This is a genomic window from Streptomyces sp. Ag109_G2-15 (assembly GCF_900215565.1).
GTDB classification, from domain to species: Bacteria; Actinomycetota; Actinomycetes; order Streptomycetales; family Streptomycetaceae; genus Streptomyces; species Streptomyces diastatochromogenes.
On record NZ_OCNI01000001.1, the window covers coordinates 4,818,377 to 4,843,919 of the forward strand.

General features: G+C 69.1%; 21 protein-coding genes. 10 read left to right on the top strand and 11 right to left on the bottom strand.

Annotated features, from left to right (window positions below; all coding sequences use genetic code 11):
• Positions 1–107 precede the first annotated feature (107 nt).
• Genes CRP49_RS21560 through CRP49_RS21570 form a run of 3 tightly spaced genes read right to left on the bottom strand, consistent with a single transcriptional unit; the run spans position 108 to position 3,335 of the window.
• Positions 108–1,511 (bottom strand): NAD(P)/FAD-dependent oxidoreductase, encoded by a 1,404-nt coding sequence (locus CRP49_RS21560; protein WP_179851702.1) that lies wholly within the window; start codon positions 1,509–1,511, stop codon positions 108–110.
• Positions 1,504–2,733, bottom strand: a complete 1,230-nt coding sequence (locus CRP49_RS21565) for an MAB_1171c family putative transporter (protein ID WP_097254859.1) — start codon at positions 2,731–2,733, stop codon at positions 1,504–1,506. The genes CRP49_RS21560 and CRP49_RS21565 overlap by 8 nt, the downstream gene beginning before the upstream one ends.
• A complete protein-coding gene (locus tag CRP49_RS21570; RefSeq protein WP_179851703.1) occupies positions 2,730–3,335 on the bottom strand; it encodes a toxin-antitoxin system, toxin component family protein in 606 nt (201 codons plus the stop codon). The genes CRP49_RS21565 and CRP49_RS21570 overlap by 4 nt, the downstream gene beginning before the upstream one ends.
• A gap of 222 nt (positions 3,336–3,557) precedes the next feature.
• Between CRP49_RS21570 and CRP49_RS21575 the strand changes: the two genes are divergently transcribed.
• The 5 genes from CRP49_RS21575 to CRP49_RS21595 all read left to right on the top strand — a co-directional run bounded on the left by CRP49_RS21575 (position 3,558) and on the right by CRP49_RS21595 (position 9,285).
• Positions 3,558–4,916 (top strand): extracellular solute-binding protein, encoded by a 1,359-nt coding sequence (locus CRP49_RS21575; RefSeq protein WP_097254860.1) that lies wholly within the window; start codon positions 3,558–3,560, stop codon positions 4,914–4,916.
• Positions 4,913–5,860: a carbohydrate ABC transporter permease gene (locus tag CRP49_RS21580; RefSeq protein WP_097254861.1), complete on the top strand. Its 948-nt coding sequence runs from the start codon at positions 4,913–4,915 to the stop codon at positions 5,858–5,860. Before CRP49_RS21575 ends, CRP49_RS21580 begins: the two co-directional genes overlap by 4 nt.
• Positions 5,857–6,708, top strand: coding sequence for a carbohydrate ABC transporter permease (locus CRP49_RS21585; RefSeq protein WP_097254862.1), 852 nt, complete (start codon positions 5,857–5,859; stop codon positions 6,706–6,708). Before CRP49_RS21580 ends, CRP49_RS21585 begins: the two co-directional genes overlap by 4 nt.
• Positions 6,709–6,720: 12 nt before the next feature.
• Complete coding sequence (locus CRP49_RS21590) at positions 6,721–7,689, top strand: arabinan endo-1,5-alpha-L-arabinosidase (RefSeq protein WP_097254863.1); 969 nt, start codon at positions 6,721–6,723, stop codon at positions 7,687–7,689.
• A gap of 81 nt (positions 7,690–7,770) precedes the next feature.
• Positions 7,771–9,285 carry an alpha-N-arabinofuranosidase gene (locus tag CRP49_RS21595; RefSeq protein ID WP_097254864.1) on the top strand — a complete coding sequence of 505 codons (1,515 nt, stop codon included), beginning with the start codon at positions 7,771–7,773 and terminating at the stop codon, positions 9,283–9,285.
• A 6-nt stretch (positions 9,286–9,291) separates the two neighbouring features.
• On the opposite strand, the gene CRP49_RS21600 is transcribed toward CRP49_RS21595, so the two are convergent.
• Positions 9,292–12,261: a beta-galactosidase gene (locus tag CRP49_RS21600; protein WP_097254865.1), complete on the bottom strand. Its 2,970-nt coding sequence runs from the start codon at positions 12,259–12,261 to the stop codon at positions 9,292–9,294.
• A gap of 75 nt (positions 12,262–12,336) precedes the next feature.
• Here CRP49_RS21600 and CRP49_RS21605 point away from each other — a divergent pair, with 75 nt between their 5' ends.
• Together CRP49_RS21605 and CRP49_RS21610 are read left to right on the top strand one after the other, a co-directional pair.
• Positions 12,337–12,795: an Rrf2 family transcriptional regulator gene (locus CRP49_RS21605; RefSeq protein WP_097254866.1), complete on the top strand. Its 459-nt coding sequence runs from the start codon at positions 12,337–12,339 to the stop codon at positions 12,793–12,795.
• A gap of 176 nt (positions 12,796–12,971) precedes the next feature.
• A complete protein-coding gene (locus CRP49_RS21610) occupies positions 12,972–13,619 on the top strand; it encodes a DUF4360 domain-containing protein (RefSeq protein ID WP_097254867.1) in 648 nt (215 codons plus the stop codon).
• A 97-nt stretch (positions 13,620–13,716) separates the two neighbouring features.
• Here the strand turns inward: CRP49_RS21610 and CRP49_RS21615 are convergent, their stop codons facing one another.
• Together CRP49_RS21615 and CRP49_RS21620 are read right to left on the bottom strand one after the other, a co-directional pair.
• Positions 13,717–13,902 carry a DUF397 domain-containing protein gene (locus tag CRP49_RS21615; RefSeq protein ID WP_097254868.1) on the bottom strand — a complete coding sequence of 62 codons (186 nt, stop codon included), beginning with the start codon at positions 13,900–13,902 and terminating at the stop codon, positions 13,717–13,719.
• A complete protein-coding gene (locus tag CRP49_RS21620; RefSeq protein ID WP_097257480.1) occupies positions 13,899–14,684 on the bottom strand; it encodes a helix-turn-helix transcriptional regulator in 786 nt (261 codons plus the stop codon). Before CRP49_RS21620 ends, CRP49_RS21615 begins: the two co-directional genes overlap by 4 nt.
• A 171-nt stretch (positions 14,685–14,855) precedes the next feature.
• Here CRP49_RS21620 and CRP49_RS21625 point away from each other — a divergent pair, with 171 nt between their 5' ends.
• From CRP49_RS21625 to CRP49_RS21635, 3 genes are all read left to right on the top strand, one after another.
• On the top strand, positions 14,856–15,293 hold the full coding sequence (locus CRP49_RS21625) for an ATP-binding protein (RefSeq protein WP_097254869.1): 438 nt from the start codon (positions 14,856–14,858) through the stop codon (positions 15,291–15,293).
• A 195-nt stretch (positions 15,294–15,488) separates the two neighbouring features.
• A complete protein-coding gene (locus CRP49_RS21630) occupies positions 15,489–16,919 on the top strand; it encodes a family 2B encapsulin nanocompartment shell protein (RefSeq protein ID WP_097254870.1) in 1,431 nt (476 codons plus the stop codon).
• Between the two features lie 458 nt (positions 16,920–17,377).
• Entirely contained in the window at positions 17,378–18,334 is a 957-nt protein-coding gene (locus CRP49_RS21635; protein WP_097254871.1) for an arabinan endo-1,5-alpha-L-arabinosidase, read from the top strand.
• 129 nt (positions 18,335–18,463) lie between these two features.
• Here the strand turns inward: CRP49_RS21635 and CRP49_RS21640 are convergent, their stop codons facing one another.
• The 5 genes from CRP49_RS21640 to chvE form a co-directional block, all read right to left on the bottom strand.
• On the bottom strand, positions 18,464–20,212 hold the full coding sequence (locus tag CRP49_RS21640; RefSeq protein ID WP_097254872.1) for a histidinol-phosphate transaminase: 1,749 nt from the start codon (positions 20,210–20,212) through the stop codon (positions 18,464–18,466).
• A 132-nt stretch (positions 20,213–20,344) separates the two neighbouring features.
• Complete coding sequence (locus CRP49_RS21645; protein ID WP_097254873.1) at positions 20,345–21,508, bottom strand: aldose epimerase family protein; 1,164 nt, start codon at positions 21,506–21,508, stop codon at positions 20,345–20,347.
• Positions 21,509–21,566: 58 nt separating this feature from the next.
• Positions 21,567–22,811: a multiple monosaccharide ABC transporter permease gene (gene mmsB / locus CRP49_RS21650; protein WP_094217977.1), complete on the bottom strand. Its 1,245-nt coding sequence runs from the start codon at positions 22,809–22,811 to the stop codon at positions 21,567–21,569.
• The gene (mmsA, locus tag CRP49_RS21655; protein WP_097254874.1) at positions 22,808–24,358 is read right to left on the bottom strand and encodes a multiple monosaccharide ABC transporter ATP-binding protein; all 1,551 of its coding nucleotides are present in this window, start codon (positions 24,356–24,358) and stop codon (positions 22,808–22,810) included. The genes mmsB and mmsA overlap by 4 nt, the downstream gene beginning before the upstream one ends.
• Before the next feature lie 44 nt (positions 24,359–24,402).
• The gene (gene chvE / locus CRP49_RS21660) at positions 24,403–25,512 is read right to left on the bottom strand and encodes a multiple monosaccharide ABC transporter substrate-binding protein (protein ID WP_094217979.1); all 1,110 of its coding nucleotides are present in this window, start codon (positions 25,510–25,512) and stop codon (positions 24,403–24,405) included.
• Between the last annotated feature and the right edge of the window lie 31 nt (positions 25,513–25,543).

Genomic DNA, 25,543 nt, shown 5'->3' on the forward strand with positions numbered 1-25,543 from the left:
ACCCGTGCCGCCCCAGGGGCACGACTGCCCGCAGCTAAGCGCGCCCCAAGGGGCGCGGGGAACTGCGCGACCAGCCCCCACGCACCCGCAGCCGAAAGTGAACCCGCCTACAGAACCCCCGCCGCCTTCCGTTCCTCCACAGTCAGCGGCGGAGCCGTGAGCGCAGGCTTCAGTGGCCCCACCGCGGCAGCGACAAGCACGCTCGGTGCCAGCAACGCCTCCGCCCCCCGCTGCAGCGCCGTCACGTCCGTCATCCGGCGGGCCACGCGGCCGTTGCCCGTCGCGGTGTACAGGAGGCGGCCGACGTAGGCGGACAGGAGGCGGTCCCGCAGGGTAGGGCCCGTCTCCGTCGCGCCGGGATAGAAGACGTCCGCCCCGATCGCCAGGTCCCACGCCGCCCGCACGGTCCGCCCCACCGCCTTCTGGATGTGACGGGAGAGGCCCGGGGTGGTGCCGAGGGGGCCATGACGGCGGATCACATCACGCAATGCCAAGGCGGATTGAGCCGACACCGCCATCCCATGGCCGTACACCGGGTTCAGCGCACACACCGCATCCCCGAGCACCACGAAGTTCTCCGGCCACACCGGCATCCGCTCGAAGAAGTAGCGGCGGTTCGCGGTGGTCCGGGTGGTCGCCACCTCGGTCAGCGGTTCCGCGTTCGCGAGCAGCTCCCCGATGAGCGGATGGCGCAGCTCCTTGAGGGCGTACCGGTCGAAGTCGTCGGCGTCCTTGGGGATGTCGTCGCCTCGGCCGCCGAAGAGCGTGACGATCCACCGGCCGTCCTCGACCGGCATCAGCACGCCCCCACGACCGGTCCCCGCACCCCGCGGATCGGGCTCGATGTTGACGATCGGGAAGCCGTCCCGCGCCGCCTGCTCCGGCGCCCGGAACAACCGGCTGGCGTACGCCAGCCCCGAGTCGACCTCCCGCCGCTCCGGCCCGGGCAGCCCCAGCTCGGTGAGCCAGTGGGAGGCCCGGGAGCCGCGGCCGGTGGCGTCGACGACGAGGTCGGCCGACAGGGTGCGCTCGGCGGCGTCGTGGGTCCGGATCCGTACCCCGGTCACCGCCGCGTCCGTGCCCGTGAGGGCGACCGCCTCGGCCCGCTCGACCAGCTCGATGTCCCCGTCGGCCAGGACGAGTTGCCGTACCACCCAGTCCAGCAGGTCCCGGCTGGCCGGCAGCATGAACGCCGACTCGGACCACCGCCGGTACCAGCCGTGCGGCGACAGGGCCACCATGTCCGTGGTCATCGGCACCCGGCTCACCCCGGCGGCCCGCAGCCGCCCGATCGCCCCGGGCAGCAGCTGCTCCAGTGCCCGCGCCCCGCCCGACCACAGCTGGTGCACATGCCGGGCCTGCGGCAGCCCCTTGCGCGGCTCGGGCCCCGCGGGCAGCGCGTCCCGCTCGACCACGGTCACCCGGGCTCCGGTCGAGGCCAGGGCGCGGGCCGCGAGCAGGCCGGCGAGGGAGCCGCCGAGCACCACGGCGACGGGCTTGCGTTCAGTCATGTACGGCAACGCTCTCTGCTGGGACGGCCGCACGCGCGCGGACCGTCTCGATGTCGTCGGGACGGCGCAGGGCCCGGGAGACGGCCCCGATCTCCTGGAGCAGGTTGGTGGTGTCGGGCCCGGCGGCCGACTCCGGCGGCTCGGGGTCGCGGGCCTTCGCCTCGATCGCGTCGAGGATGCTGACCGCGGCCGCCAGTGCCCGGGCCTGCTCCGGCGGATGCCCGAGGGCGAGCGCGGCGTCGTACGACCGCCTGCCCAGGCCGGTGTCGATGTGCCGGGCCAGTGGCAGCAGCACGTCCCGGATGAACGTCTCGCGCCGGGTCAGCCGCAGCTCGGGCGTGGCCCGCAGCACGAACGGCACGCCCTCGCCGCTCACGGACCGCATCAGCTGGTACAGGGGCCGCAGTTCGCGGTGGGCGAGCCGGACCCGCCAGCGGTCGTGCAGGTACTGGCCGGCGTGCGGCAGGATGAAGCCGACGGCGATCAGGATGGCGGACAGGGCGGCGATCGGCGGGGCGAGGTTGGTGCTCAGCCAGTCCAGGTCCTGCCCGCACCAGCGCGCGGCGACGGCGATCAGCTTGGTCGCGTCGAAGATCAGGTTCAGCACGTAGCCGGCGCCCAGCAGCTTCAGCCCCCAGCGCAGCCAGGCGTCCAGGCCCTCGGCGCGCACCCAGTTCCAGATCAGCCTGGAGGTGATCAGGCAGGCCACGGCGTGCGCGACGAGGTAGAGCAGGATCTCCTCGCGCATGAACGGGGTGGTGGCGTAGTACGTGTCCAGGTCCCGCAGCCGCTCCTCGGGGGCGTCGGCGAGCAGGAACAGCACCCACAGCGCGACGATCACCCCGGAGTACACCGAGATCACCCAGCGCATCGCACGCCGGGTGGCGGCCGAGCGGTCGGACAGGCCGTTGCGCCAGGTGATGATCAGCAGCAGGCAGGACCCGCAGAACGCGGTGATCAGCGAATAGCACCAGGGCGCCGAGATGTTGGGGACACCGGTGAGCCGGTTGACGGCGGCGATCGTGGACGGGGTGCAGAAGACGAACACCCCGCAGGCGAGCAGCAGCAGTCCGCCGACCGCGCGCAGCAGTGGGTCCCGCCACAGCCGGATGATGGAGGGCAGCTTGATCACCAGGGCCGCGGTGAGTACCGCGGTGGGGATCCAGAAGGAGATGTAGAACTCGCTGAGGAAGTCCGAGGGGTCCGGCGCCAGCAGGGTCACCGCGCGGCTCCTCCGCGTCCGCGGTAGCCGAGGGAGCGCTGGACCGGGTCGAGGGGCGTGCCGGGGCCGGGGCCGGTGAGGTAGGGCCGGAACAGGGTGGCCAGGCGGTGTCCGAAGTCGTCGGCCTCGGCCTCGTCGACCTCGCGGGAGCCGTTGCGGGCGGCCACCGTCAGGGCCATGTCCCGCCAGCGGGGTTCGCCCGCGAGCGCGCGGGCCGCCGCGGCCCCGGCCAGGTGGTGGTGCCGGTGCCCGGCGTGCAGATGCCACAACTCATGGCCGAGGATGACCAGTTGCTGCACGGCTTCGGCGCGCTCCTCCACGATGACCAGGTCGAAGTCCTGGAACTCCACCCACAGGCCGGTGACCTCGATCTCGTCCGGGAAGCGCTCGAAGCGCAGCTCCACCGGCCGTCCGGCCCGCCGTGCGGTCATCTCCTCGCACAGCGCCCGGCACAACTCCCCTACACCGTCGGGCGGTTGCGGTCGCGCGCGAACGGCGGCGGCGAGGTCGGCGGCGAGGGTGCGCATCGCCGGGCCCGGGCGGGAGCCGCACAGCCATGCGGCCAGCCGCGCCGCCCGCTGCCGCGCACCCGCGATGATCATCGTTCCCCCTTCTCACCGCCGGTGTGCGGTTCGTCCGAGCGTACGCGCCTGGATGTGTTCGCGTCAGGTGATCCGACGACCGTTGTTCAACGAGGAACGACCGCCTCCGCTCCCCGGGTGAGCGAAAGTCTGCGTCCAACCCATTGACGCGCAAGCGCTTCGATTCTACGGTCCGTTCGAAGTTACGAGCGTTATTCGATATACCGAACGGTGGGGCAAGGTATGGGACAACCTGGCCTGAATCGCAGGCAACTTCTAGGGGCGGCAGGCGGATTGGCGGTAGCCGCGAGCTTCGGCTTCGCGGCCCTGGGCAGCGGAGCCGACGCGCTCGCCTCCAGTGCCCGTACGCGGGTGCGCTACTGGAACCTCTTCAGCGGCGGCGACGGCGGCAACATGGTCGCGATGGTGGACGCCTTCCACAAGGCCAACCCCGACGTCGCGGTCAAGGCCTCCACCCTGACGTGGGGCGGCCCCTACTACACCAAGCTCGCCATGGCCGCCGCCGGCAACCGCGCCCCGGACCTCGCGGTCATGCACCAGGGCCGCGTCCCCGGCTTCGCGCCGGGCCGCCTCCTGGACCCCTGGGACATGGACCTCCTCACCAAGTACGGCGTCAGGGAGGCCGACTTCAACCCCGTGCTGTGGAAGCGCGGCATCGTCGACGGCAAGCTCTACGCCCTGCCCCTCGACATCCACGTCCAGCTGAACTTCTACCGCAAGGACGTCTGCAAGAAGGCGGGCCTGCTCGACGCCGACGGCCGGCTGCCGGCCGCGTCCTCCCCCGACGACTGGTTCGAGATCCTCAAGGCGGCCAAGGGGCAGCTCAAGAAGGGCCAGCAGACCCTCGGCCTGCACGCCAACGACCAGAACTTCTCCTGGTGGTTCTTCGTCGCCTTCTACCAGCAGCTCGGCGGCACCTACTTCAACGACGACCAGACCCAGGTCACCTTCGACGCCGACAAGGCCACCCAGGTCCTGGAGTTCCTCCGCAGGAACGTCACCGAGGGCTACGTCACCGTCGGCGCGGCGGACGGCGAGGCCTTCATCGCCGGGTCGCCGTTCACCTGGGAGGGCAACTGGTCGGTGCCCTACTTCAACGGAGAGAAGATCGAGTACGGCGCCCAGCCGCTGCCCCCGGTCTTCGGCACCCCGGCCACCCACGCCGAGTCGCACTCGTTCGTCCTGCCCCACCAGGCCGGCCGCGGCGGCGCCGTCGACGAGGGCGCGCACATGCTGGCCGCCTACATGGTCAAGCACGCCACCGCCTGGGCGGGCGGCGGTCACGTCCCCGCCTACCTGCCCACCTTCAAGGACCCGGCCTACCTCGAGCTGACCCCGCAGAACGAGTACTCCAGGCCCGCCATGGAACACCCGGCCACCGAACCCCACATCTGGTTCGCCGGCTCCACCGGCGTCCTCGCCCAGCGCATCGGCCCGGTCGTCGCCGCCTCCAACGTCGGCTCCGCCAAGCCGGACGCAGCCGCCCGCCGTATGAGGTCCGAACTGCGGAAACTGCTTGCCGCCAAGAACCCCATGGACGGCCGGACCGCCGCCCAGGAGCTGAAGGGAGCGGGCGCATGAGCAGCACCACCGTCGTGGGCGCCACAGCGGCGCGCCCTCGTACCGCCACCGTCGCCGACTCCGCCCGGCTGCGCTGGGGCCGCCGCCTCCAGCACGGCGGCTGGTTCGTCGCCCCGTTCTTCGTCCTGTACGGGCTGTTCGTGATCGTGCCCGTCGTCCGCGGTCTCTACCTCAGCTTCACCGACGCCAACATCTCCGGCGACCACACCAGCTTCATCGGCCTCTCCAACTACCGTGAGGCCCTCAAGGACCCCCTGGTGTGGGACTCACTGTGGCACAGCGTCCAGTTCACCCTCGAAGTCGTGCCGTGCATCGTCGTCGTGGCGCTGCTGATGGCACTGATCGCCCACCACACCGCGCACTTCAAGTGGCTGTGGCGGCTGTGCTTCTTCGCCCCCTTCCTCCTCCCGTCGGCCGTCGTCGGCAACCTGTGGTGGTGGCTGTTCCAGCCCACCAACGGCATGGTCAACCACGTCCTCGGCCTGGACACGCCCTGGCTCACCCAGAAGTCGACGGCGATGCTCGCGGTCGTCATCGCGACCCTGTGGTGGACGGTCGGCTTCAGCTTCCTCCTCTACCTGGCGGCCCTGCAGAACATTCCCCAACACCTCTACGAGGCAGCCGAGTTGGACGGAGCCAACGCCTTCCAGCGCATGCTCCACATCACCGTGCCGAACCTGCGCAACATCACCGGACTCGTCTTCGCCCTCCAGATCCTGGCCTCGCTCCAGGTGTTCGACCAGGCCGTGGTCATGTACCAGTTCGGCCCCGGCCCGGAGGAATCGACCCGCACCTTCGTCCAGTACACCCTCGAACAGGGCTTCACCAGCTACCGCGTGGGCTACGCCTCCGCGATCTCCTTCATCCTCTTCCTCATCATCGCCGTCGTCGCACTCAGCCGGATGTGGCTGCTGCGCAACCGCGAGGAGGGCGCTGCCCGATGACCACTCCCGTCCTGCGCAAGCCCCGCAGCACCTGGACCCCGGGCCAGATCGCCCTCACGGTCGTCGCCGCGGCCCTGTCCCTGATCTGGGTGGCGCCCCTCGCCTGGGCCCTGTCCACCTCGCTGAAGACCCCGACCGAGTCCGTCACCTCGCCGCACTGGATCCCGGACCACATCACTCTGGACTCCTGGGACAAGGTCTTCGAGGCGGGCAACATCCCCAACTGGTTCGTCAACTCGGTCGTGGTGTCCGTCTGTGTCACCGTGATCGTGCTGCTGGTCAGCGCCCTCGCCGGATACGGCTTCGCCCGCACCGAGTTCCGCGGCAAGTCGGCCCTGCTGGCCCTCACGATGGCCGGCCTGATGTTCTCCCCGGCGATCCTCGGCGTCCCGCTGTTCACCACGGTCCAGTCGCTCGGCATGGTCGACACCTACTGGGGCATGATCCTGCCCCAGTGCGCCCCGGCCGCCATGGTCTACATCCTCTACAAGTTCTTCCAGTCGCTGCCGAAGGAGCTGGAGGAGGCCGCGTTCATCGACGGCGCCGGCCGCTGGCGGATCTTCTTCACGATCGTCCTCCCGCTCTCCAAGCCCTCCCTCTCGGCGGTCGGCATCTTCACCTTAATCGCCTCGTGGAACAACTTCATCTGGCCGTACATGGTGACCAACAACCCCGACCTGATGACCATGCCCAACGGCATCGCCACCGTGCAGAACGCCTTCGGCATCGTCTGGCCCCAGCTCATGGCCGGCGGCCTCATCGCGGGCCTGCCGCTGATCATCGTCTTCGTCTTCTTCCAGAGCCAGATCGTGCGGGGCGTGGCCCACACGGGCCTGGCCGGCCAGTAAGGAGAGAGTGAGTTGAAGCGCCTCAGACTCGCCGCGGTACTGGCCGCGGCCGCCCTCGCCCTGCTCCCCACCACGGCGTCCGCGGACGTGACCTACCCGGACCCGATCCCCCTCACCGGCCAGCAGATCATCCACGACCCCACCGTCCACCAGCTGAGGAACGGCCAGTACGTCGCCTACTCCACCGGCGGCATCATCGGCGCCCGCCTCTCCACCGACCTCCACCACTGGGACGACGCGGGCAACGCCTTCGCCACCCCGCCGAGCTGGTGGTACGACTACAACTCCACCGCCGACCCCTGGGCCCCGGACCTCAGCTACCGCGACGGCCGCTACTGGCTCTACTACGCGGTCTCCTCCTGGGGCACCAACCACTCCGCGATCGGCGTGGCCACCTCACCCACCGGCCTCCCCGGCACCTGGACCGACCACGGCAAGGCCTTCTCCTCGGAGAAGACGGACACCTGGAACGCCATCGACCCGGCCCTGATCCACGCCGACGGCAAGCTGTGGATGGCGTTCGGCTCGTACTGGACCGGCATCCGCATGGTCGAACTGGACCGCGGAACCGGCAAGGCCCTCCCGGACGCCCCGGTCCACCACCTGGCGACCCGCCCCGACGCCCCCTACGCCGTGGAGGGCGCCTCGATCCTCCACCACGGCGCCTACTACTACCTCTTCGCGTCCTACGACGCCTGCTGCGCGGGCGTGAACTCGACGTACAAGATCAGGGTGGGCCGCTCGACGTCGATCACCGGGCCGTACGTGGACAGCACGGGCAAGCCGATGCTGGAGGGAGGCGGCGACCTGTTCCTCGCATCGCACGGCCGCTACATCGGCCCCGGCGGAGAGTCCACGTTCCGCACGCATGGCAAGACCTGGCTGGCGTACCACTACTACGACGCAACGGACAACGGCACCCCGAAGCTGGGGCTGAACAAGCTCAGCTGGACCAATAAGGGCTGGCCGGAGCTGCTTTAGGGGCGCGGGGAACTGCGCGACAAGCCACAACGCACCCGCACACGCCGACGAATCACAAGCCACCCACCTCGAAAGGCGAACATGCGCACCGCCCGCTTCACCCTCGACCCCGCTTTCACCATCGGTCCGGTCAACCCCCGCCTCTTCGGCTCCTTCGTCGAGCACCTCGGCCGCTGCGTCTACACCGGCATCTACGAACCCGACCACCCCTCTGCAGACGAGGCCGGACTGCGAACCGACGTACTGGAGTTGGTCCGCGAACTCGGAGCGACAGCGATCCGGTACCCGGGCGGCAACTTCGTCTCCGGCTACAAGTGGGAGGACTCGGTCGGCCCGGTAGAGGACCGCCCCCGCCGCCTAGACCTCGCCTGGCACTCCACCGAGACCAACCGCTTCGGCCTCTCCGAGTACATCGCCTTCCTGAAGAAGATCGGCCCCCAGGCCGAACCCATGATGGCCGTCAACCTCGGCACACGAGGCGTGGCCGAGGCCCTGGAACTCCAGGAGTACGCCAACCACCCCTCCGGCACCGCCCTCTCCGACCTCCGGGCGGCCCACGGCGACAAGGAACCCTTCGGCATCAAGCTCTGGTGCCTCGGCAACGAGATGGACGGCCCCTGGCAGACCGGCCACAAGACGGCCGAGGAGTACGGCCGTATCGCCGCCGAGACGGCCCGGGCCATGCGTCAGATCGACCCCTCCGTGGAACTGGTGGCGTGCGGCTCCTCCAGCCAGTCCATGCCCACCTTCGCCGCATGGGAGGCGACGGTCCTCCAGGAGGCGTACGAGCTGGTCGACCACATCTCCCTGCACGCCTACTACGAGCCCGTCGACGGCGACCTGGACTCCTTCTTGGCCTCCGCCGTGGACATGGAGTCCTTCATCGAGAACGTGGTGGCCACGGCCGACCACGTGGGCGCCCGTCTCAAGTCGAGGAAGAAGATCAACCTCTCCTTCGACGAGTGGAACGTCTGGTACCTCTCCCGCTGGGAGGAGTACGCGAAGACCATCGACAAGACCGGCTGGCCAAAGGCCCCGCGCCTGCTGGAGGACAACTACAGCGTCACCGACGCGGTCGTCTTCGGCTCCCTGCTCATCGCCCTGCTCCGGCACGCCGACCGCGTCACCGTCGCCTGCCTCGCCCAGCTGGTCAACGTGATCGCCCCGATCATGACCGAGCCGGGCGGCCCGGCCTGGCGGCAGACGACGTTCTTCCCGTTCGCGCAGGCCTCCCGCCACGGCCGCGGCGAGGTCCTCGACGTCCGCGTGGACTCGCCGACGTACGAGACGCGGAAGTACGGCGAGACGGACCTGCTGCACGCCACCGCCGTCCGCGCGGAGGACGGCACGGTCACCGTCTTCGCCGTCAACCGCAGCCGTACCGAGCCGCTCCCGCTCGAAGTCGCCCTGAACGGCCTCGACCTGACGTCCGTCACCGAGCACAGCGCGCTCGCGGACGCCGATCCCGACGCCCGTAACACCCTGGACGACCCCGAGCGGGTCACCCCGCACCCGGTCGAGGGCACCGCCCTGCAGGACGGCACCCTCACCGCCGTACTGGAGCCCCTGTCCTGGAACGTGATCAGGCTCGCCTGAGCGGTCTCAGCGGCCGGGGGAGAGCACCGGAGCCACCGGTGTCCCCCCGGCCGCCCGGCCCAGCAGGGTCAGCTGGACGTTCCCCGGGCCGGACTGCGAGGTGAACTCCGAGAGGACCGCCAGCGCGAGGGTGTTGGTGCCCCGGGTGCGCAGGATGCCGTTCGGCAGGACGAAGGTGTGCTGCGGGCCGACGTTGTTGATGTACTGGCCCATGTTCCAGCCATTGAGGAAGATCTGCGCCCGGTAGGCCCGGTACGGATCGTCCTCCAGGGTCAGCCCGATCGACGCGTCGATGTCGGCCGGCACCGACAGCCGGAAGGTCGTCCGGTACCAGGTCACGCCCTGCCGCCGCTCGGCCCGCGGAAAGGTCACCGCCTTCCAGTCCCGGTCCCGGAAGCCGGGCAGGTGCCAGCCTTCCCGTTCCCCGTACAGGCCGCCGTTGTTCTGCGGCCCCCGCACCGGATCCGGGGCCGCCTCGCCCTGGATCCGCCAGGTCACCTCGGGTGCGGCCCCCTTGAACAGGGCGGCGGTCAGTCCACGCGCCACCTTGTGGGTGTCGAGGCCCTTGCCGTCCTGGTCGTGCTGCATGCGCCGGACCAGGACCGACAGCACGTGCCGGCCGGGCGAGCGCAGCTTCTCGCCCACCGGGAAGACGGCGGTGGCGTCCCAACTGCCCTTCCTGACGGTGGTGTTCTTGTCCGGCACGGGCATCCGGTGGGTGCCCAGCGGCTCCCCGTCCAGCCACGCCATCAACAGGCCCTGCGTGCCCGTGGTGTAGGCGAGGGAGACCTCCTCGATGCCGGAGGAGTCGGTGAACGTGCCCCGGTACCAGACGTCTCCGTAGTGGAAGCCGTAGTCGTCGGCGAACAGCACGGGCCGGCCGTCCGGGACCGGAGTGACGCTGTACGACGACGTCTTGTCCGCCTTCTTCCACGACGAGTCGTCGAAGTTGGGCCCGGCCTCCGGGTTCTCGGTCCGCATCCGCCAGCGGCCCAGCCGGGGCAGTACCACCTCGGGCACGGAGGGCAGCATCCCGGTCGTCATCAGGCTTCCGGACAGGGTGACCCGGGTCGGTACCTTCCGCCCGTTCCACACCAGGCTCGCGATCCCGCGCGGCCCCCACACCTCCACGCTGGTCTCCCCGATGACGTCACCCGTCAGGTGGACCTCGGAACCGCGCAGCTCGGCGTGGCGCAGCAGCGACGGGCCGTACACCAGCAGGGTGCCGGACGGGGTGTCGTACGGGAAGATGCGCACGGCGGTGGCGTCGTCGGCGAAGAGCAGCAGCAGCGGGGTCTCGCTCTCGCCCTTGGCGACCAGCACCCGGGTGAGACCGCCCTGCCCGAGGGGCGCGTTGACGTGCAGTTCGTCGCCCTCGAACGCCCAGGCGGCCTCCGGGTCGAGCCGGGTGACGAAGGGCTCCTCCGGGCACTTCAGGACCAGGTCCGCCATGTCGTCGCGGCGGCCCGCGAACACGGCGATGTCCTGCCGCCCGGCCGTCATGCACAGCATGGGCTGCGCGGTGGAGTACTTCAGCGTCCGCTTGCCCAGCGGGAGTCCGGTGGTCAGCATGCGGGCGTCGTGCGCGGGCACGGTGATCCGCAGGTTCCCCGCGTCCGTGGGCAGATCGGTGGTGACCGGTTCGGTCCCGTCGTTGCGGGCCACGTACACCTGGGTGCCGGTGTCCGGGTTGGCGAGGTGGTAGACCTTCACACCCTCCGCCTTGACCTCCGCCGCCCGGTCGAGGCGGGCGAAGTCGGGCACGCGCTGCAGCAGATGCCCGAGCTGGTGCATCGGCGCGATCTTCTCCGTGACGTTCCGGCCCTCGTCGATGGCGGCGCCGTAGTCGTACGACGTGTAGACGACCGGTGCGGGCAGCCAGCCCCATGACGTCCCGCCGAACGTCATGTACACGTTGTGCAGGGTGATCCCGTTGGCGAGGTTGGTGAGGTAGAAGCGGCGCTCGTAGGCCGCGTCCCGGGTGCGCCGCGACTCGGCGTACCCCTTGCCGTCGAACCAGGAACCGCCCCACGGGTCGAACCAGCCGCCCCCGAACTCGGGCATGAACCCGGGCGTGCGCGGCGAGGCGGTGGACCCGCCGGTCGCCCCGCCGGGCCCGAAGGTCCCCCAGTCGGGCGGCGTCTGGGACGGCGACGGATACCCGTCGAACCCGTACAGCCAGCCGCCCTTCTCCCCGTCGGTGTCGAACGAGTCCGGCACCCAGTGGCCGTTCCGGCCCTTGTCGTTGTGGAAGAGCGGGACATCGATCCCATCTCCCCGGACCTTTTTGTACAGATGGGACATATAGTCCCGCCCGGTGGCCTCCCCGACGTGGGCGTCGTACTCGTTCTCGATCTGGTAGAGCAGGATCGTGCCCTTGCCCTGCGTGAACAGATGCCGCCGGGCGATCCGGTTCACCTGGGTCAGCCACTCGTCGACGTGCGACAGATAGGTCGGGTCGGCGGTGCGGGCCGTCCCCTTCGTCGCCGTCAGCCAGCCCGGGAAGCCGCCGCCGTCGATCTCGGCGTTGATGTACGGGCCGGGCCGCAGGATGACGTACAGCCCGGTCTCGGCGGCCGTGCGCAGGAAGAGATCGAGATCCCGGACCCCGGAGAAGTCGTACTGCCCGGGCGCGGGGGAGTGGTAGTTCCACGACACGTAGATGCTCACGGCGTTGTACCCGTGAGCCCGCATCTTCTGCAGCACGTCCCGCCACAGGGACGGGCTCGGCAGCCGGAAGGGGTGCATCTCGCCGGACCACACGACCAGCCGCCGGCCGTCGACCAGCAGCGAGTAGTGGTCGTACCCGATGGTGTGGCGCTCCCCGTCGGCGCTCGGCGGGGCGGGCGCCGGGCCGGTCGGCACACTGCGCGCCGCGTACGCCGAAGGCGCCCCGGGGCCGCCGCTGCCACCCAGGGCGAAGCCGAGCGCGGCCGAGCCGGCCAGGGCACTGAAGGTACGTCTGCTGAGCGCCAAGGTGGATCCTCCCGGGCGATCTTACGGGGGCGCGGTCCGGCCATTCTCCATGGAGATACGCCCCACAATGGACCCATGAGGATCTCGGCGCGGGCGGATTACGCGGTACGGGCGGTACTGGAGCTGGCCGTACGGGAGGGTGACGGCCCGATGAAGGCCGAGGAAATCGCCGCTGTACAGGACATTCCGCACAAGTTCCTGGAGGGCATCCTGGGCGACCTCCGGCGCGCCGGAATCGTCGGCAGCCGGCGCGGCGGGGGCGGCGGCTACCGGCTGGCCCGGGCCGCGGCCGCGATCACTGTGGCGGATGTCATTCGCGCGGTGGACGGCCCGATCGTGTCGGTGCGAGGAGAACGGCCCACGGGCCTCGCCTACACCGGCACCGCCCAGCCGCTGCTGCCGTTGTGGATCGCCCTGCGGGCGAACGTCCGACGCATCCTGGAGGGCGTCACGATCGCCGACCTCGCGGCGGACGCACTTCCGGAGCCGGTACGGGCCCTGGCGGCGGAGCCGGCGGCGTGGGAGAACCCGTGATTCTCGGGGGCGTGTGAACGGCCCGAAGTGAATGGCCGGAGTTCGCCCTGCCGGGGTGGAGTGGGGCTTCCTACGATGCCCACGCCTCCCCATCCTTCACAGGTTCCACACAGTTTCTTCAATGTTGAACGGATGGGTCGGAGGTCGAACCCCCCACTCGACAACCTGGAGAAACCATGGCTGGTGGACTCCTGCTGAGCGGCGCCGTAGCCGCTCTGCTCACCACCGCGATACCGGCTTCCAGCTCCTCTCCCGTCTTCGACGACCCGCCCCCGGACAAGATCGTCATCGACGTCGCCACGGTGAACGGCTCCGGCTGTCCCGCGGGCACGGCCGCCGTGGCCGTCTCCCCGGACAACACCGCCTTCACGGTGACCTACAGCAACTACCTCGCGCAGGCCGGCGGCAACTCCGACCCGACCGCCTTCCGCAAGAACTGCCAGCTCAACCTGGTCGTGCACGTCCCGCAGGGCTTCACCTACGCCGTCGCCAGCGCGGACTACCGGGGCTTCCTCTCGCTCCAGCCGGGTGCGTCGGGCACCCAGAAGGCGTCGTACTACTTCCAGGGCTCCTCGAACACCGCGGCCAAGAGCCACCCCTTCAGCGGCCCCTACAACGACGACTGGCAGGCCACCGACAGCACCGACTGGGCCCAGCTGGTCTGGGCGCCCTGCGGCGTCCTGCGCAACTTCAACATCAACACCGAGCTGCGGGTGTCCGCGGGCAGCACGCCGAGCAAGGTCAGCTTCATGACGATGGACTCGACCGACGGGGACATCAGCACGGTGTACCACTTCGCGTGGAAGCACTGCCCGGGCTCGTAGCCGGGTGTGACGCGTGACCGCGTCGCCCGGCCGGTGCTCACGCGCGCGCCTCGGAGGCGCGGTGACGCTGGTAGTGCCGGGCGGCGCGGGCGGTGCCCTAACCGGCCGCGTACGTGAGGAAGTTGGCCCAGGTGGTGGGGGAGAGGGTGAGTGTGGGGCCTTCCTTGGCCTTGGAGTCGCGGATGTGGATGGTGGTGGGGGTGTGGGCCACCTCTACGCAGTCGTCCCCGGATGCGCTGCTGTAGCTGCTCTTGAACCAGGTCAGTTCCGAGTTGCTGCTCATAAGTCCTCTCGCATCCGCCGCAACAGGCTCACGGAGTCCCGCATGGTGAGAGCCTGTGAGCGCATCCTGGCATACCGAGCCTGAAGAACGCTGACCACTTTCGGGTCGGAGATCAACTGCCCGCTTTCCTGGCCCTCGTTGTAAGCAGACCACTTGTTCGCCGGGGTTTCCAGCAGGCGGATGGGCCCTTGTAGGCCAGCGTGCTTCTCCTGGACCAGCGGCATCACCTGGATCTCCACGTTGCGCAACTCGGTGATTTCCAGTACGCGGTCGATCAGTCCCCGCGTGACCTCGATGCCACCTGTGCGCCGCAGGAACACGTGCTCTTCGAGGATGAAACTGAACGCTGTGTTGGGCCGCTCGTGCAGGAGCCGCTGCCGGTCCAGGCGAGCGGCCCACAGTTCCTCGATCTCTGCGTCCGACAGGGGTGGTAGCTGGTCGGCGGCCAGAGCCCGTACGTACGGATCCGTTTGCAGCAGCCCAGGGATCATGCGGCACTCGTACGTGTAGAGGTTGATCGCGGTCGTCTCCAGCTGAGCCCACCGCCGGAACCAAGAAGCCAACCCCGGCTGACGCTCCAGAAACCCCGCCGCCCTCCTCAAAGCCCCGGTGTTGCCCAGAACCCTCTCCGCCGCCTCCACGAACCCCACATCCGGCATCCGCCTCCCCAACTCCACCGACGCCACTGTGTGTTTGGAGTACCCCACAAGCCGGCCGAACTCCTCCCTGGTCAACCCGTGATATTCGCGAAGCGCCTGCACCACCGCCCCGAACGTCCGCATGCTGTCCGAAGACTCCGGCTCGCCCACCCGCCCGTCGACCACCGCGGTCACCTCCCGGGCCCATGGTTACGGCCAGTCACGAGTACTGTCCAGTCCGTGACCGCGTACGCTCGCGCAGCGTACGCGCGCCGCACCTGGTGAACCCCGCTGCACACCCTCCACATTGGGCACATGACGCTCACCCAGCGACTCAGCCCTACTCCCCGCGGCGCCCGCCTGGCCCGGCACCTCGCCCTCGCCCAACTCGCCGCCTGGGGCATCCCGCACGGCACCGAGACCGCCGACGCCGTGGCCGTGATCGTCGCCGAGCTGGCCGCCAATGCCGTGATTCATGGGCGCGTACCGGGGCGTGACTTCGAGTTGCGTGTCTCCCTCCTCCCCGGACGCGTGCGGATCGAGGTGACCGACACCCGCGCCGAACACCGCCCGCCCGGCCCCCGGGACCTGCACCCGCCCGCACCCCTCGCCAACGCGGGGCGCGGTCTCGTGCTGGTCGACGCGGTGGCTGACCGGTGGGACGTGGTCGACCGTGATCCGCCGGGGAAGACGGTGCGGGCCGAGGTGGACCTGCCGCTGCCTCGACGCGCTTCGATTACTGTGAGTGTTTGACGCCCGCGAGGGTGGTGCATGGTCGACGGTTGACCATCGATTGATCTGATCAGCCATTCTTGGTAGTTGGGGCGCGCGGGGGCGCGGGCCGTGCACGGGAAACCCTTCGCGCGCCGCCTGTTTTGCTTACCCAACGTGACGAAGACCTGGTAGTCCTGTGCCCACAGCATGTGTCACGGGATACGAGGGAGAGTCATGCCACTCGAGACGACGACGGTACCGGCCGCAGGCGCGGAGTCGGTCCAGCAGCGGGAGCAGCAGAGCCTCGGCACCGCGGCGGCGCGCAATCTCGCCACCACCACCAAGTCCGAACCCCAGATGCAGGGCATCAGCTCCCGCTGGGCGACCCGGATGCTTCCCTGGGTGAACGTGCCCGGTGCGACGTACCGGGTCAACCGCCGCCTGTCGTTCACCGTGGGCGACGGTCGGGTGTCCTTCGTGAAGACCGGCTCGAAGGTCCAGGTGATCCCCGCCGAACTGGGCGAACTGCCCCTGCTGCGCGGCTTCTCGGACGCCGACGTGCTCGGCGTGCTGGCCGACAAGTTCGTGCAGAAGGACTTCACGCCGGGGCAGGTCATCGTCCAGGCGGGACGCAAGGCCGATCACGTGTACCTGATCGCGCACGGCAAGGTCGAGAGGATCGGCGAGGGGCCGTACGGGGACGAGTCCATGCTCGGACTGATGGCCGACGGGGACACCTTCGGTGGTCGCGTGCTGGCCGGACAGGCCAAGAAGTGGGAGTTCACGGCCCGTGCGATGACCGCCACCACGGTGCTCGCGCTGCCGCTGACGGCGTACAAGACGGTCGCCGACCGCCATGAGGCGCTGCGCACGCACGTGCAGCAGATCAGTTCCAACGGGCACCGCAAGCTGAACCGGTCGGGCGAGGCGGCGATCGAGCTGAGTGCGGGGCACGTGGGCGAGGAGACTCTGCCGCAGACCTTCGCCGACTACGAACTCTCCCCGCGCGAGTACGAGTTGAGCGTGGCGCAGACGGTGCTGCGGGTGCACAGCCGGGTCGCCGACCTCTACAACGAGCCGATGAACCAGACGCAGCAGCAGTTGCGGCTGACCATCGAGGCGCTGCGGGAGCGGCAGGAGCACGAGCTGATCAACAACGAGGAGTTCGGTCTGCTCCACAACGCCGACTTCGAACAGCGGATCTCCACCTACTCGGGCCCGCCGACCCCGGACGACATGGACGAGCTGCTGAGCATGCGGCGCAAGACCCGCTGCTTCCTCGCCCACCCCAAGGCGATCGCCGCGTTCGGCCGCCAGTGCAACAAGCGGGGCCTCTACTTCGGTGGCATCGAGCTGCACGGCAACCACCTGCCCGCCTGGCGCGGGGTGCCGCTGCTGCCGTGCAGCAAGATCCCGATCAGCGAGCAGGGCACGTCGTCGATCATCGCCATGCGCACCGGCGAGGACGACCAGGGTGTCATCGGCCTCTTCCAGACCGGGATCCCGGACGAGGTGGAGCCGGGCCTGAACGTGCGGTTCATGGGCATCGACGACCAGGCGATCATCTCCTACCTGGTCAGCAGCTACTACTCGGCCGCCGTCCTGGTGCCCGACGCCCTCGGCGTCCTGGAGAACGTCGAGATCGCCCGTACGAACGGGAGCTGACGACGGTGTCGTTGATCTCCCGGGTCACGGCACCCGCCGCGGCCCACGACGTGGCGGGGCTGGTGCGGTCCCTGCTGACGGCGGGCCCGCCGACAGCCGCGCCCGCCCCGCCCGAACCGAGGCTCCCCGCGGGCCCCACCGGGCCGGGTACGTCGGCGGCACGCATCCTCTCCGAAGCCGCGTCCACACCAGGGTGGTGCGGGTGACCGTGTTGGTCGAGTACGGGGAGACCTTCGCCACCGCCGTCGTCCGACTCGTGGTCCTTCCTGTCATGGACACGGCGCTGTAGAAACGCTTGCTGTCCGCAGGCTGTCAGTTGGGCAAAGTGACGGACCGTCAAGGTGCCTGATGAGGCAGGAGAGTTGTTGCGAGAACTGTTGACTCGCAAACCATTCGATTCTACGGTCCGTCCGAATTGCCGATCGGAGTTCGATATATCGAATAAACAGGAGGCTGGAATGAAGCGCACCGCACTCCTCGCCGTCCCCGCCGCCGTCCTGCTCGCCCTCGTCCCGAGCAGTGCGTCGGCGTATCCCAACCCGGGCACGGTCACCGGTGACGTGGTCGTCCACGACCCGACGATGATCCGCACGTCGGCCGGCCGCTACCTGCTGTACGCGACGGGCGGCGGCCTGGCCTACAAGACCTCCACCGACCGCATCTCCTTCACGGCCGGCTCCGACGCCTTCTCCACCAAGCCGGGCTGGTGGTCGTCGTACGCCACCGAGGCCTGGGCGCCGGACATCTCGTACCACGGCGGCAAGTACCTGATGTACTACGCGGTCTCCACGTTCGGCTCCAACAAGTCGGCGATCGGACTGGCCGGTTCGACGACGGGACTGCCGGGCTCCTGGAGCGACTACGGCACCGTCTACACCTCCACCACCTCCAGCGACTACAACGCCATCGACCCCAACCTCTTCGTGGACTCCGACGGAAAGTGGTGGCTGTCCTTCGGCAGCTGGTGGACCGGCATCAAGATGATCCGCGTCGACCCGTCCACCGGGAAGCAGTACGCCGGCGACACCACCCGCTACTCCCTCGCCTCCCGCCCGACCGGCAGCAAGGCCGTCGAGGCGCCGTACGTCGTCAAACGGGGCGGCTACTACTACCTCTTCGCCTCCTACGACGTCTGCTGCCAGGGCACCAGCTCGACGTACAAGGTGAAGGTCGGCCGCGCCACCTCCGTCACCGGCCCCTACTACGACAAGAACGGCGTCGCCATGACCGACAACGGCGGCACCCCGGTCCTGGAGTCGCACGGCAGCGTCATCGGCCCCGGCGGCCAGTCGATCATGAACGACACCGACGGCGACCTGATCGTCTACCACTACTACGACGGCAACGACAACGGCACCCCGAAGCTCGGGATCAACCTGCTGAGCTGGAGCACGGGCTGGCCGGTCGCCTACTGACGCCGGTCCCGTGCAACGCCCTGAGGGGCGCGGGGCTGTGTCGATATGCGGCTCCGCCGCGTGGGCGCGACCAGCCACAACGGACCCGCAGCCGCCTACGCACAGCGCACTCTACGGCGAGACGGCGAATCAGCCCGCCTGCCCCATGCCCGCCGCGTTCGGCCAGCTCTGTGCGTTGGGCCAGCCGGTCGCCGGGGCCGGGGTCAGACCGGCGGCCGGCATGCCCGGGGCCGTCATGCCGCGTACCTGGGCCGCCGTGAGGCCCCCACGGGCCGGGACGCCCGGCGGGGTGGGGCCGAGCGCGGCGGCCGGGGCGGGCGCCGGGGCTGGGACGGGGGCGGGCGCCATAGGTGCGGGTGCGGGTGCGGGTGCGGGTACCGGTGTCGGGAAGGGGGCCGGTGCCGGAGCGGGTACCGGAGTCGGGACAGGGACCGGTACCGGTGCGGGCGCCACCGGTTGCTGTACCGGCACCGCGGCCACCGGCTGGGGCACCGCGGCCACCGGCTGGGGCATCGCCGCCACCGGCTGCTGCACCGGCATCGCCTGAGCTGCCGCCGGCATCGGCATCCCGCCGCCGGTCGGCGCTGCGGCGGCGGGGAGCGGCATGCCGGTGCCGGCGGCCGGGGCGACGCCGGCGCCGACGGCCTGCGCGGCAAGCCCCAGCATTCCGGCGCCGTTGGTCTCGCTCACCAGCCGGTCCACGGCCGCCGTACCCGAGCTGTAGCTGGTCCCGGTGCCCAGCTCGGGTACGGCGGCTCCCCTCCTGGTCCCGTAGAGCACCTGCTCCAGGCCGGACACCAGGCGACGCACGTCGACCTGGGGGCGCACCACGAGTCTCAGGAAGCGGCTGGAGGAGCCGATCTTGTTGCCGCACTCGCGGACCAGGATCCGGTGCTCGGTGAGCATCCGGTCCCGGACCACCGTGCCCTCGGCTCCTACGGGGAGGCGCACGAACAGAAAGTTGCCCTGGGAGGGGTAGACCGTGAGGCCGGGCAGGGCCGAGAGGTGGTTGGTCATGTCCAGGCGGTCACGGCGTACCTGCATCAGGCTCTGCGCGTACTCCATGCCGTGCTCCTTCAGCATGAACACCACGTGTTCGGCGAAGGAGTTGAGGTTCCACTTCGGCAGCATCGAGCGGACCTTGCCCGCCAGCGCCGGGTTCGCGACCAGGTAGCCGAAGCGTATGCCGTGCAGCCCGAAGTTCTTGCCGAGGCTGCGCAGCACGACCACGTTGGGGCGGAGCATCGCCTCCTGGACGACGCTCGGGTCGGCCTCCGCGTCGGCGAACTCCAGGAACGACTCGTCCACGACCACCAGGTCCAGGTCCGCCATCGCGTCCATGAACTGCACGACGGACTGCTTGCGCAGATAGCCCCCGTCGGGGTTGTTCGGGTTGCAGATGACCGCCACGCGGGTGCCTCGGGCGCGGATGAACTCGGCGTACTGGGCCAGGTCCAGCGCGAAGCCGTTCGCCTCCTGGAGCGGGAACATGTCGACCCGCTTGCCGGTCTCCATCGGCTGGTCCGTCCAGCGGCCGAAGGTGGGGACGGGGATGGCCAGGGACTCGCGGACCAGGAGATGGTCGATCCAGGTGATCAGCTCCGTCGAGCCGTTGCCCATCGCCACGCACTGCGGCGGCAGCTGGAGCAGGCTGCACAGCTCGGCCGTGATGGTGTCGGCGCTGCTCGGGTAGTACGTGATGATCTCGCGCAGCCGGACCGCCATCTCCTCGAACATGGCGGGAGTGGGGAAGTACGGGTTGCACGGGATACAGAAGTCCACCGGGCCCGACCCGTCGCCGCCCTCGCGCGTCAGCGCCGCCATCGAGGGGCTGTGCGCGGCGGTACCGCGGAACAACGAGGTGACGTTGTCGGGCAAGGGAACCTCCGTCCATGGGTGGCCCGTGCGGGGGAGCACGGGCCACCCATGGATACGGAGGGGACGGCAGTGGCGTTCAACTCACCCGCTGTGTGAGCCGCTTCACGCCAGGGACGTCCAGGCCGGGAACGTTCAGGCCGAGAACGTGTGGATCGTCGTCGTCCGGTACGTCTGGCCGGGCCGCAGCACGGTCGACGGGAAGTTGGCGTGGTTCGGCGAGTCCGGGAAGTGCTGGGTCTCCAGGCACAGCGCGTCGCCCTGGCGGTAGGTGCGGCCGCCGGTGCCGGTCAGGGTGCCGTCGAGGAAGTTGCCGGAGTAGAACTGCAGGCCCGGCTGGTCGGTGGCGATCTTCAGGGTGCGGCCGGAGCGCGGGTCGCGAAGGGTGGCGACGTGCTCGGGCTTGGCGGTGATGCCCTTGTCCAGGGCCCAGTTGTGGTCGTAGCCCTTGGCCTGCACCTGCTGCTCGTGGCCGGCGCGGATGTCGCGGCCGATCGGCTTGGCGTGCCGGAAGTCGAAGGGGGTGCCCCCGACCTTGGCCAGTTCGCCGGTGGGGATCAGGCCCGAGTCGGTGGGGGTGTAGCGGGCGGCGGCGATGCGGAGTTCGTGGTCCTCGATCGTGCCGCTGCCCTCGCCGGCCAGGTTCCAGTAGACGTGGCTGGTGAGGTTGACGACGGTCGCCTTGTCGGTGGTGGCCTCGTAGTCGATGCGCCAGTCGCCGTGCTTGGTGAGGGTGTACGTCACCTTCGCCTTGAGCGTGCCCGGGTAGCCCATCTCGCCGTCGACGCTGGTGTAGTGCAGGTGCAGGCCGACGTCGGAGCCCTTGGTGAACGGCTCCACGTCCCACACGTGCTTGTCGAAGCCCTGCTTGCCGCCGTGCAGGCTGTTCACACCGTCGTTGACCGAGAGCTGGTAGCTCTTGCCGTCGAGGGTGAACTGGCCCTTGGCGATGCGGTTGCCGTAGCGGCCGATCAGGGCGCCGAAGTACGGCGTCTTCGCCACGTAGTCGTCGATGTTGTCGAAGCCCAGCGAGACGTTGGCGTGGTGGCCGTGCCGGTCGGGGATCTCCAGGCTCTGGACGACACCGCCCCAGTTGAGGACCTTCAGCCGGGTGCCGCCGTTCTCCAGCGACCAGCGGTAGATCTTCGTGCCGTCGGCGAGCTTGCCGAAGGGTTCCTTCACCGGCTTCCTTCCCGAGGCCGAACCCGTAGCGGCCTGGGCGTTGCCCGTGCCGAGGGTGGTGGCGGCGAGGCCCGCGGCCGCCGCGCCTGCTATGACCGTACGTCTGTTCAGTTCCATGTGCGGCTCCTGCACAAAGGAGGGGCCCCACCGGCTTTCCGGTGGGGCCCGATCTGACTTACGAACCGGACTTGCGCTTGTTCCACACGTCGAATCCGACCGCCACCAGCAGGGCCAGGCCCTTGATGACCTGCTGCCAGTCGGTGCCGACGCTGAGGAGGTTCATGCCGTTGTTCAGCACGCCGAGGACGAGACCGCCGATGATGGCGCCGAGGACGGTGCCGACACCGCCGCTCATGGACGCGCCACCGATGAACGACGAGGCGATCGCCTCGAGTTCGAAGTTGACGCCCGCCTTCGGAGAGGCCGCGTTCAGACGGGCGGCGACCACCAGACCCGCCAGGGCCGCGAGCACGCCCATGTTCAGGAAGACGTAGAAGGTGACCTTCTTGTCCTTGACGCCGGACAGCTTGGCCGCCGGCAGGTTGCCGCCGATCGCGTAGATGTGGCGGCCGAACACCGCGTTGCGCATGACGTAGCCGTAGCCGACGACCAGCGCGCCGAGGATGATCAGCACGATCGGGGCGCCCTTGTAGCTGGCGAGCAGCATCGTGAGGCTGAGGATCGCGGCGACCAGGGCGACCAGCTTCAGCAGGAAGAGCCGGGTGGGCAGCACCTCCAGCGCGAACTCCTGCTGGCGGCTGCGGTCGCGGACCTCCTGCCAGACCACGGCCACGATCAGGGCGAGCCCGAGCAGCAGGGTCAGGTTGTGGTAGTTGGTGTTCGGGCCGACCTCGGGGAGGAAGCCGTTGCCCATCTTCTGCAGACCGTCCGGGAACGGGCCGAGGGTCTGCCCCTTGAGCAGGATCTCCGTCAGGCCGCGGAAGAGCAGCATGCCGGCGAGGGTGACGATGAACGACGGTATGCCGAGATAGGCGATCAGGAAGCCCTGGACGGAGCCCGCGGCCGCGCCGATCAGCAGGCACAGCACCAGGGCGATCGGCCAGGACACCCCGTGTTGCACGGTCAGTACGGCGGCGAAGGCGCCGACGAACGCCGTCAGCGAGCCGACCGACAGGTCGATGTGGCCCGCGATGATGACCAGCATCATGCCGATCGCGAGGATCAGGATGTAGCTGTTCTGCAGCACCAGGTTGGAGACGTTGCGCGGCAGCAGCAGGTCCCCGTTGGTCCAGACGGTGAAGAGGACGACGATCAGACCGAGCGCGATCAGCATGCCGTACTGGCGCATGTTGCGGCGCAGGCCGTCCAGCATCAGCTGGAGCAGGCCGGCGCCGGAGGCCGATCCGCTCTTGCCCGGCGGCGCCGAGGCCGGGATCTTGTCGGTGACATCGGTGCTCATCGCGTTACCTCTTTGTCCTTCGTCATCTGGCGCATCAGCACTTCCTGCGTGGCCTCGGCCCGTGGCACCTCACCGGTCAGCCGTCCGGCGGCCATCGTGTAGATGCGGTCGCACATGCCGAGCAGTTCGGGCAGCTCGGAGGAGATGAAGACGACCGCCTTGCCCTCGGCGGCCAGCTGGTCGATGACCGTGTAGATCTCGTACTTGGCGCCCACGTCGATGCCGCGCGTGGGCTCGTCCAGGATCAGCACGTCCGGACCCGCGAAGATCCACTTGCTGAGGACGACCTTCTGCTGGTTGCCGCCCGACAGCTTGCCCACCCGCTCGAAGACGGTCGGCGCCTTGATGTTCATGGACTTGCGGAAGCCCTCGGAGACCTGCCGCTCCCCGTGCTCGTCGACGATGCCCCGCTTGGCGACCTTCTTCAGCGCGGTCAGCGAGATGTTGCGGTTGATGGTGTCGATGAGGTTGAGGCCGTAGTGCTTGCGGTCCTCGGTGACGTACGCGATGCCGTGGTCGACCGCCTCCGCGACGGACTTCGTACGGATCTCCGTGCCGTCCTTGAGGACCGAGCCGCCCGCGTACCGGCCGTACGTCCGCCCGAACACGCTCATCGCCAGCTCGGTGCGGCCCGCGCCCATCAGGCCGGCGATGCCGACGATCTCCCCGCGGCGCACGTTGATCGACACGTCGTCGACCACCTTGCGCTCCTGGTCGATCGGGTGGTGCACGGTCCAGTTGCGGATCTCCAGGGCCGGGGCCGCGTCCGCCTCGCCGTCGTACGACGTGCGCTCGGGGAAGCGGTGGTCCAGGTCGCGGCCCACCATGCCGCTGATGATCCGGTCCTCGGTCGTCTCCGGCGACTTCACATCCAGCGTCTCGATGGAATGACCGTCGCGGATGATCGTCACCGAGTCGGCGACCTTGCGGATCTCGTTGAGCTTGTGGGAGATGATGATCGAGGTGATGCCCTGCTTCTTCAACTCCAGGATGAGGTGGAGGAGTTTGTCGCTGTCCTCGTCGTTCAGCGCTGCCGTCGGCTCATCCAGGATGAGCAGCTTCACCTTCTTCGACAGCGCCTTCGCGATCTCCACGAGCTGCTGCTTGCCCACGCCGATGTCGGCGACGCGGGTCTCCGGGTGGTCGTCCAGACCGACCCGGCGCAGCAGCTCGGTCGCGTGCCGCAGGGTCTCCCTCCAGTCGATGAACCCGCTCTTGGCGTGCTCGTTGCCGAGGAAGATGTTCTCCGCCAGGGAGAGGTACGGCGACAGCGCCAGCTCCTGGTGGATGATCACGATGCCGTGCTGCTCGCTCGCCCGGATGTCCTTGAAGCGGCAGACCTCTCCCTCGAAGAGGATGTCGCCCTCGTACGTGCCGTGTGGATGGACTCCGGAGAGCACCTTCATCAAGGTGGACTTTCCGGCGCCGTTCTCGCCGCAGATGGCGTGGACCTCGCCCTGCCGGACGGTCAGGGTGACGTCCGACAGCGCCTTGACACCGGGAAAGGTCTTGACGATCGAGCGCATTTCCAGGACGGGTCCCGCCATGGTCGTGCCTTCCAATCAGTGTTGTTCGGCCGGGTTCGTCTGGATTACTTGAGTTCGGCGTCCGTGTAGTAGCCGCCCTTGACCAGCACGTCCTCGTAGTTGGACTTGTCGACGCTCACCGGCTGGAGCAGGTAGGCCGGGACGACCTTGGTGCCGTTGTTGTACGTCTTGGTGTCGTTGACCTGCGGCTTCTTGCCCTTGAGCGCGTCGTCGACCATGGTCGCGGCGACCTTGGCGAGCTGGCGGGTGTCCTTGTAGACGGTCTGCGTCTGCTCACCGGCGATGATCGACTTCACCGAGGCCAGCTCGGCGTCCTGGCCGGTGATGACGGGCAGGGGCTGGCTCTTGGAGCCGTAGCCGTCCGACTTCAGCGCGGCGAGGATGCCGATCGAGATGCCGTCGTACGGCGAGAGCACGGCGTCGACCTTGCCGCTCTTGTAGGAGGAGGTGAGGATGTCCTCCATGCGCTTCTGCGCGGTCGCGCCGTCCCAGCGCAGGGTGGTGACCTTGTTCAGCGCGGTCTGGCCGGACTTGACCACCAGCTGCTTCTTGTCGATGTACGGCTGGAGCACGCTCATCGCGCCACCGAAGAAGTACTTGGTGTTGTTGTCGTCGTTCGAGCCGGCGAACAGCTCGATGTTGAACGGGCCCTTCTTGCCGCTGTCCAGGCCGAGCTTGTGCACGATGTACGTGCCCTGCAACACGCCGACCTTGGTGTTGTCGAACGAGGCGTAGTAGTCGACGTTCTTGGTGCCGAGGATCAGGCGGTCGTAGGCGATGACCGGGATGTTGGCGTCCGCGGCCTCCTGGAGCACGTTGTTCAGGGACTTGTTGTCGATGGCCGCGACGATCAGGCCCTTGACGCCCTGCGTGATCAGGTTCTCGATCTGGGAGACCTGGGTGTCCGGGTCGTCCTCGCCGTAGACCAGCTTGGTCTTGTAGCCGGCCGCCTGGAGGTTCTTGACGACGTTGTTGCCGTCGTTGATCCAGCGCTCGGAGGACTTGGTCGGCATCGCGATGCCGATGGTGCCGCCCTTGGCGCTGCCCTTCTCCTCCTTGCTGCCGCCGTCGCTGTTCTGGCCGCAGGCGGACAGGGTGAGGGCGAGGGAGGCGGCTCCGGCTATCGCGGCGAGGGCGGCTCTGCGGTTGCGCATGTGATCAGTCCTTGTTCGTCTCGTCGTTGAG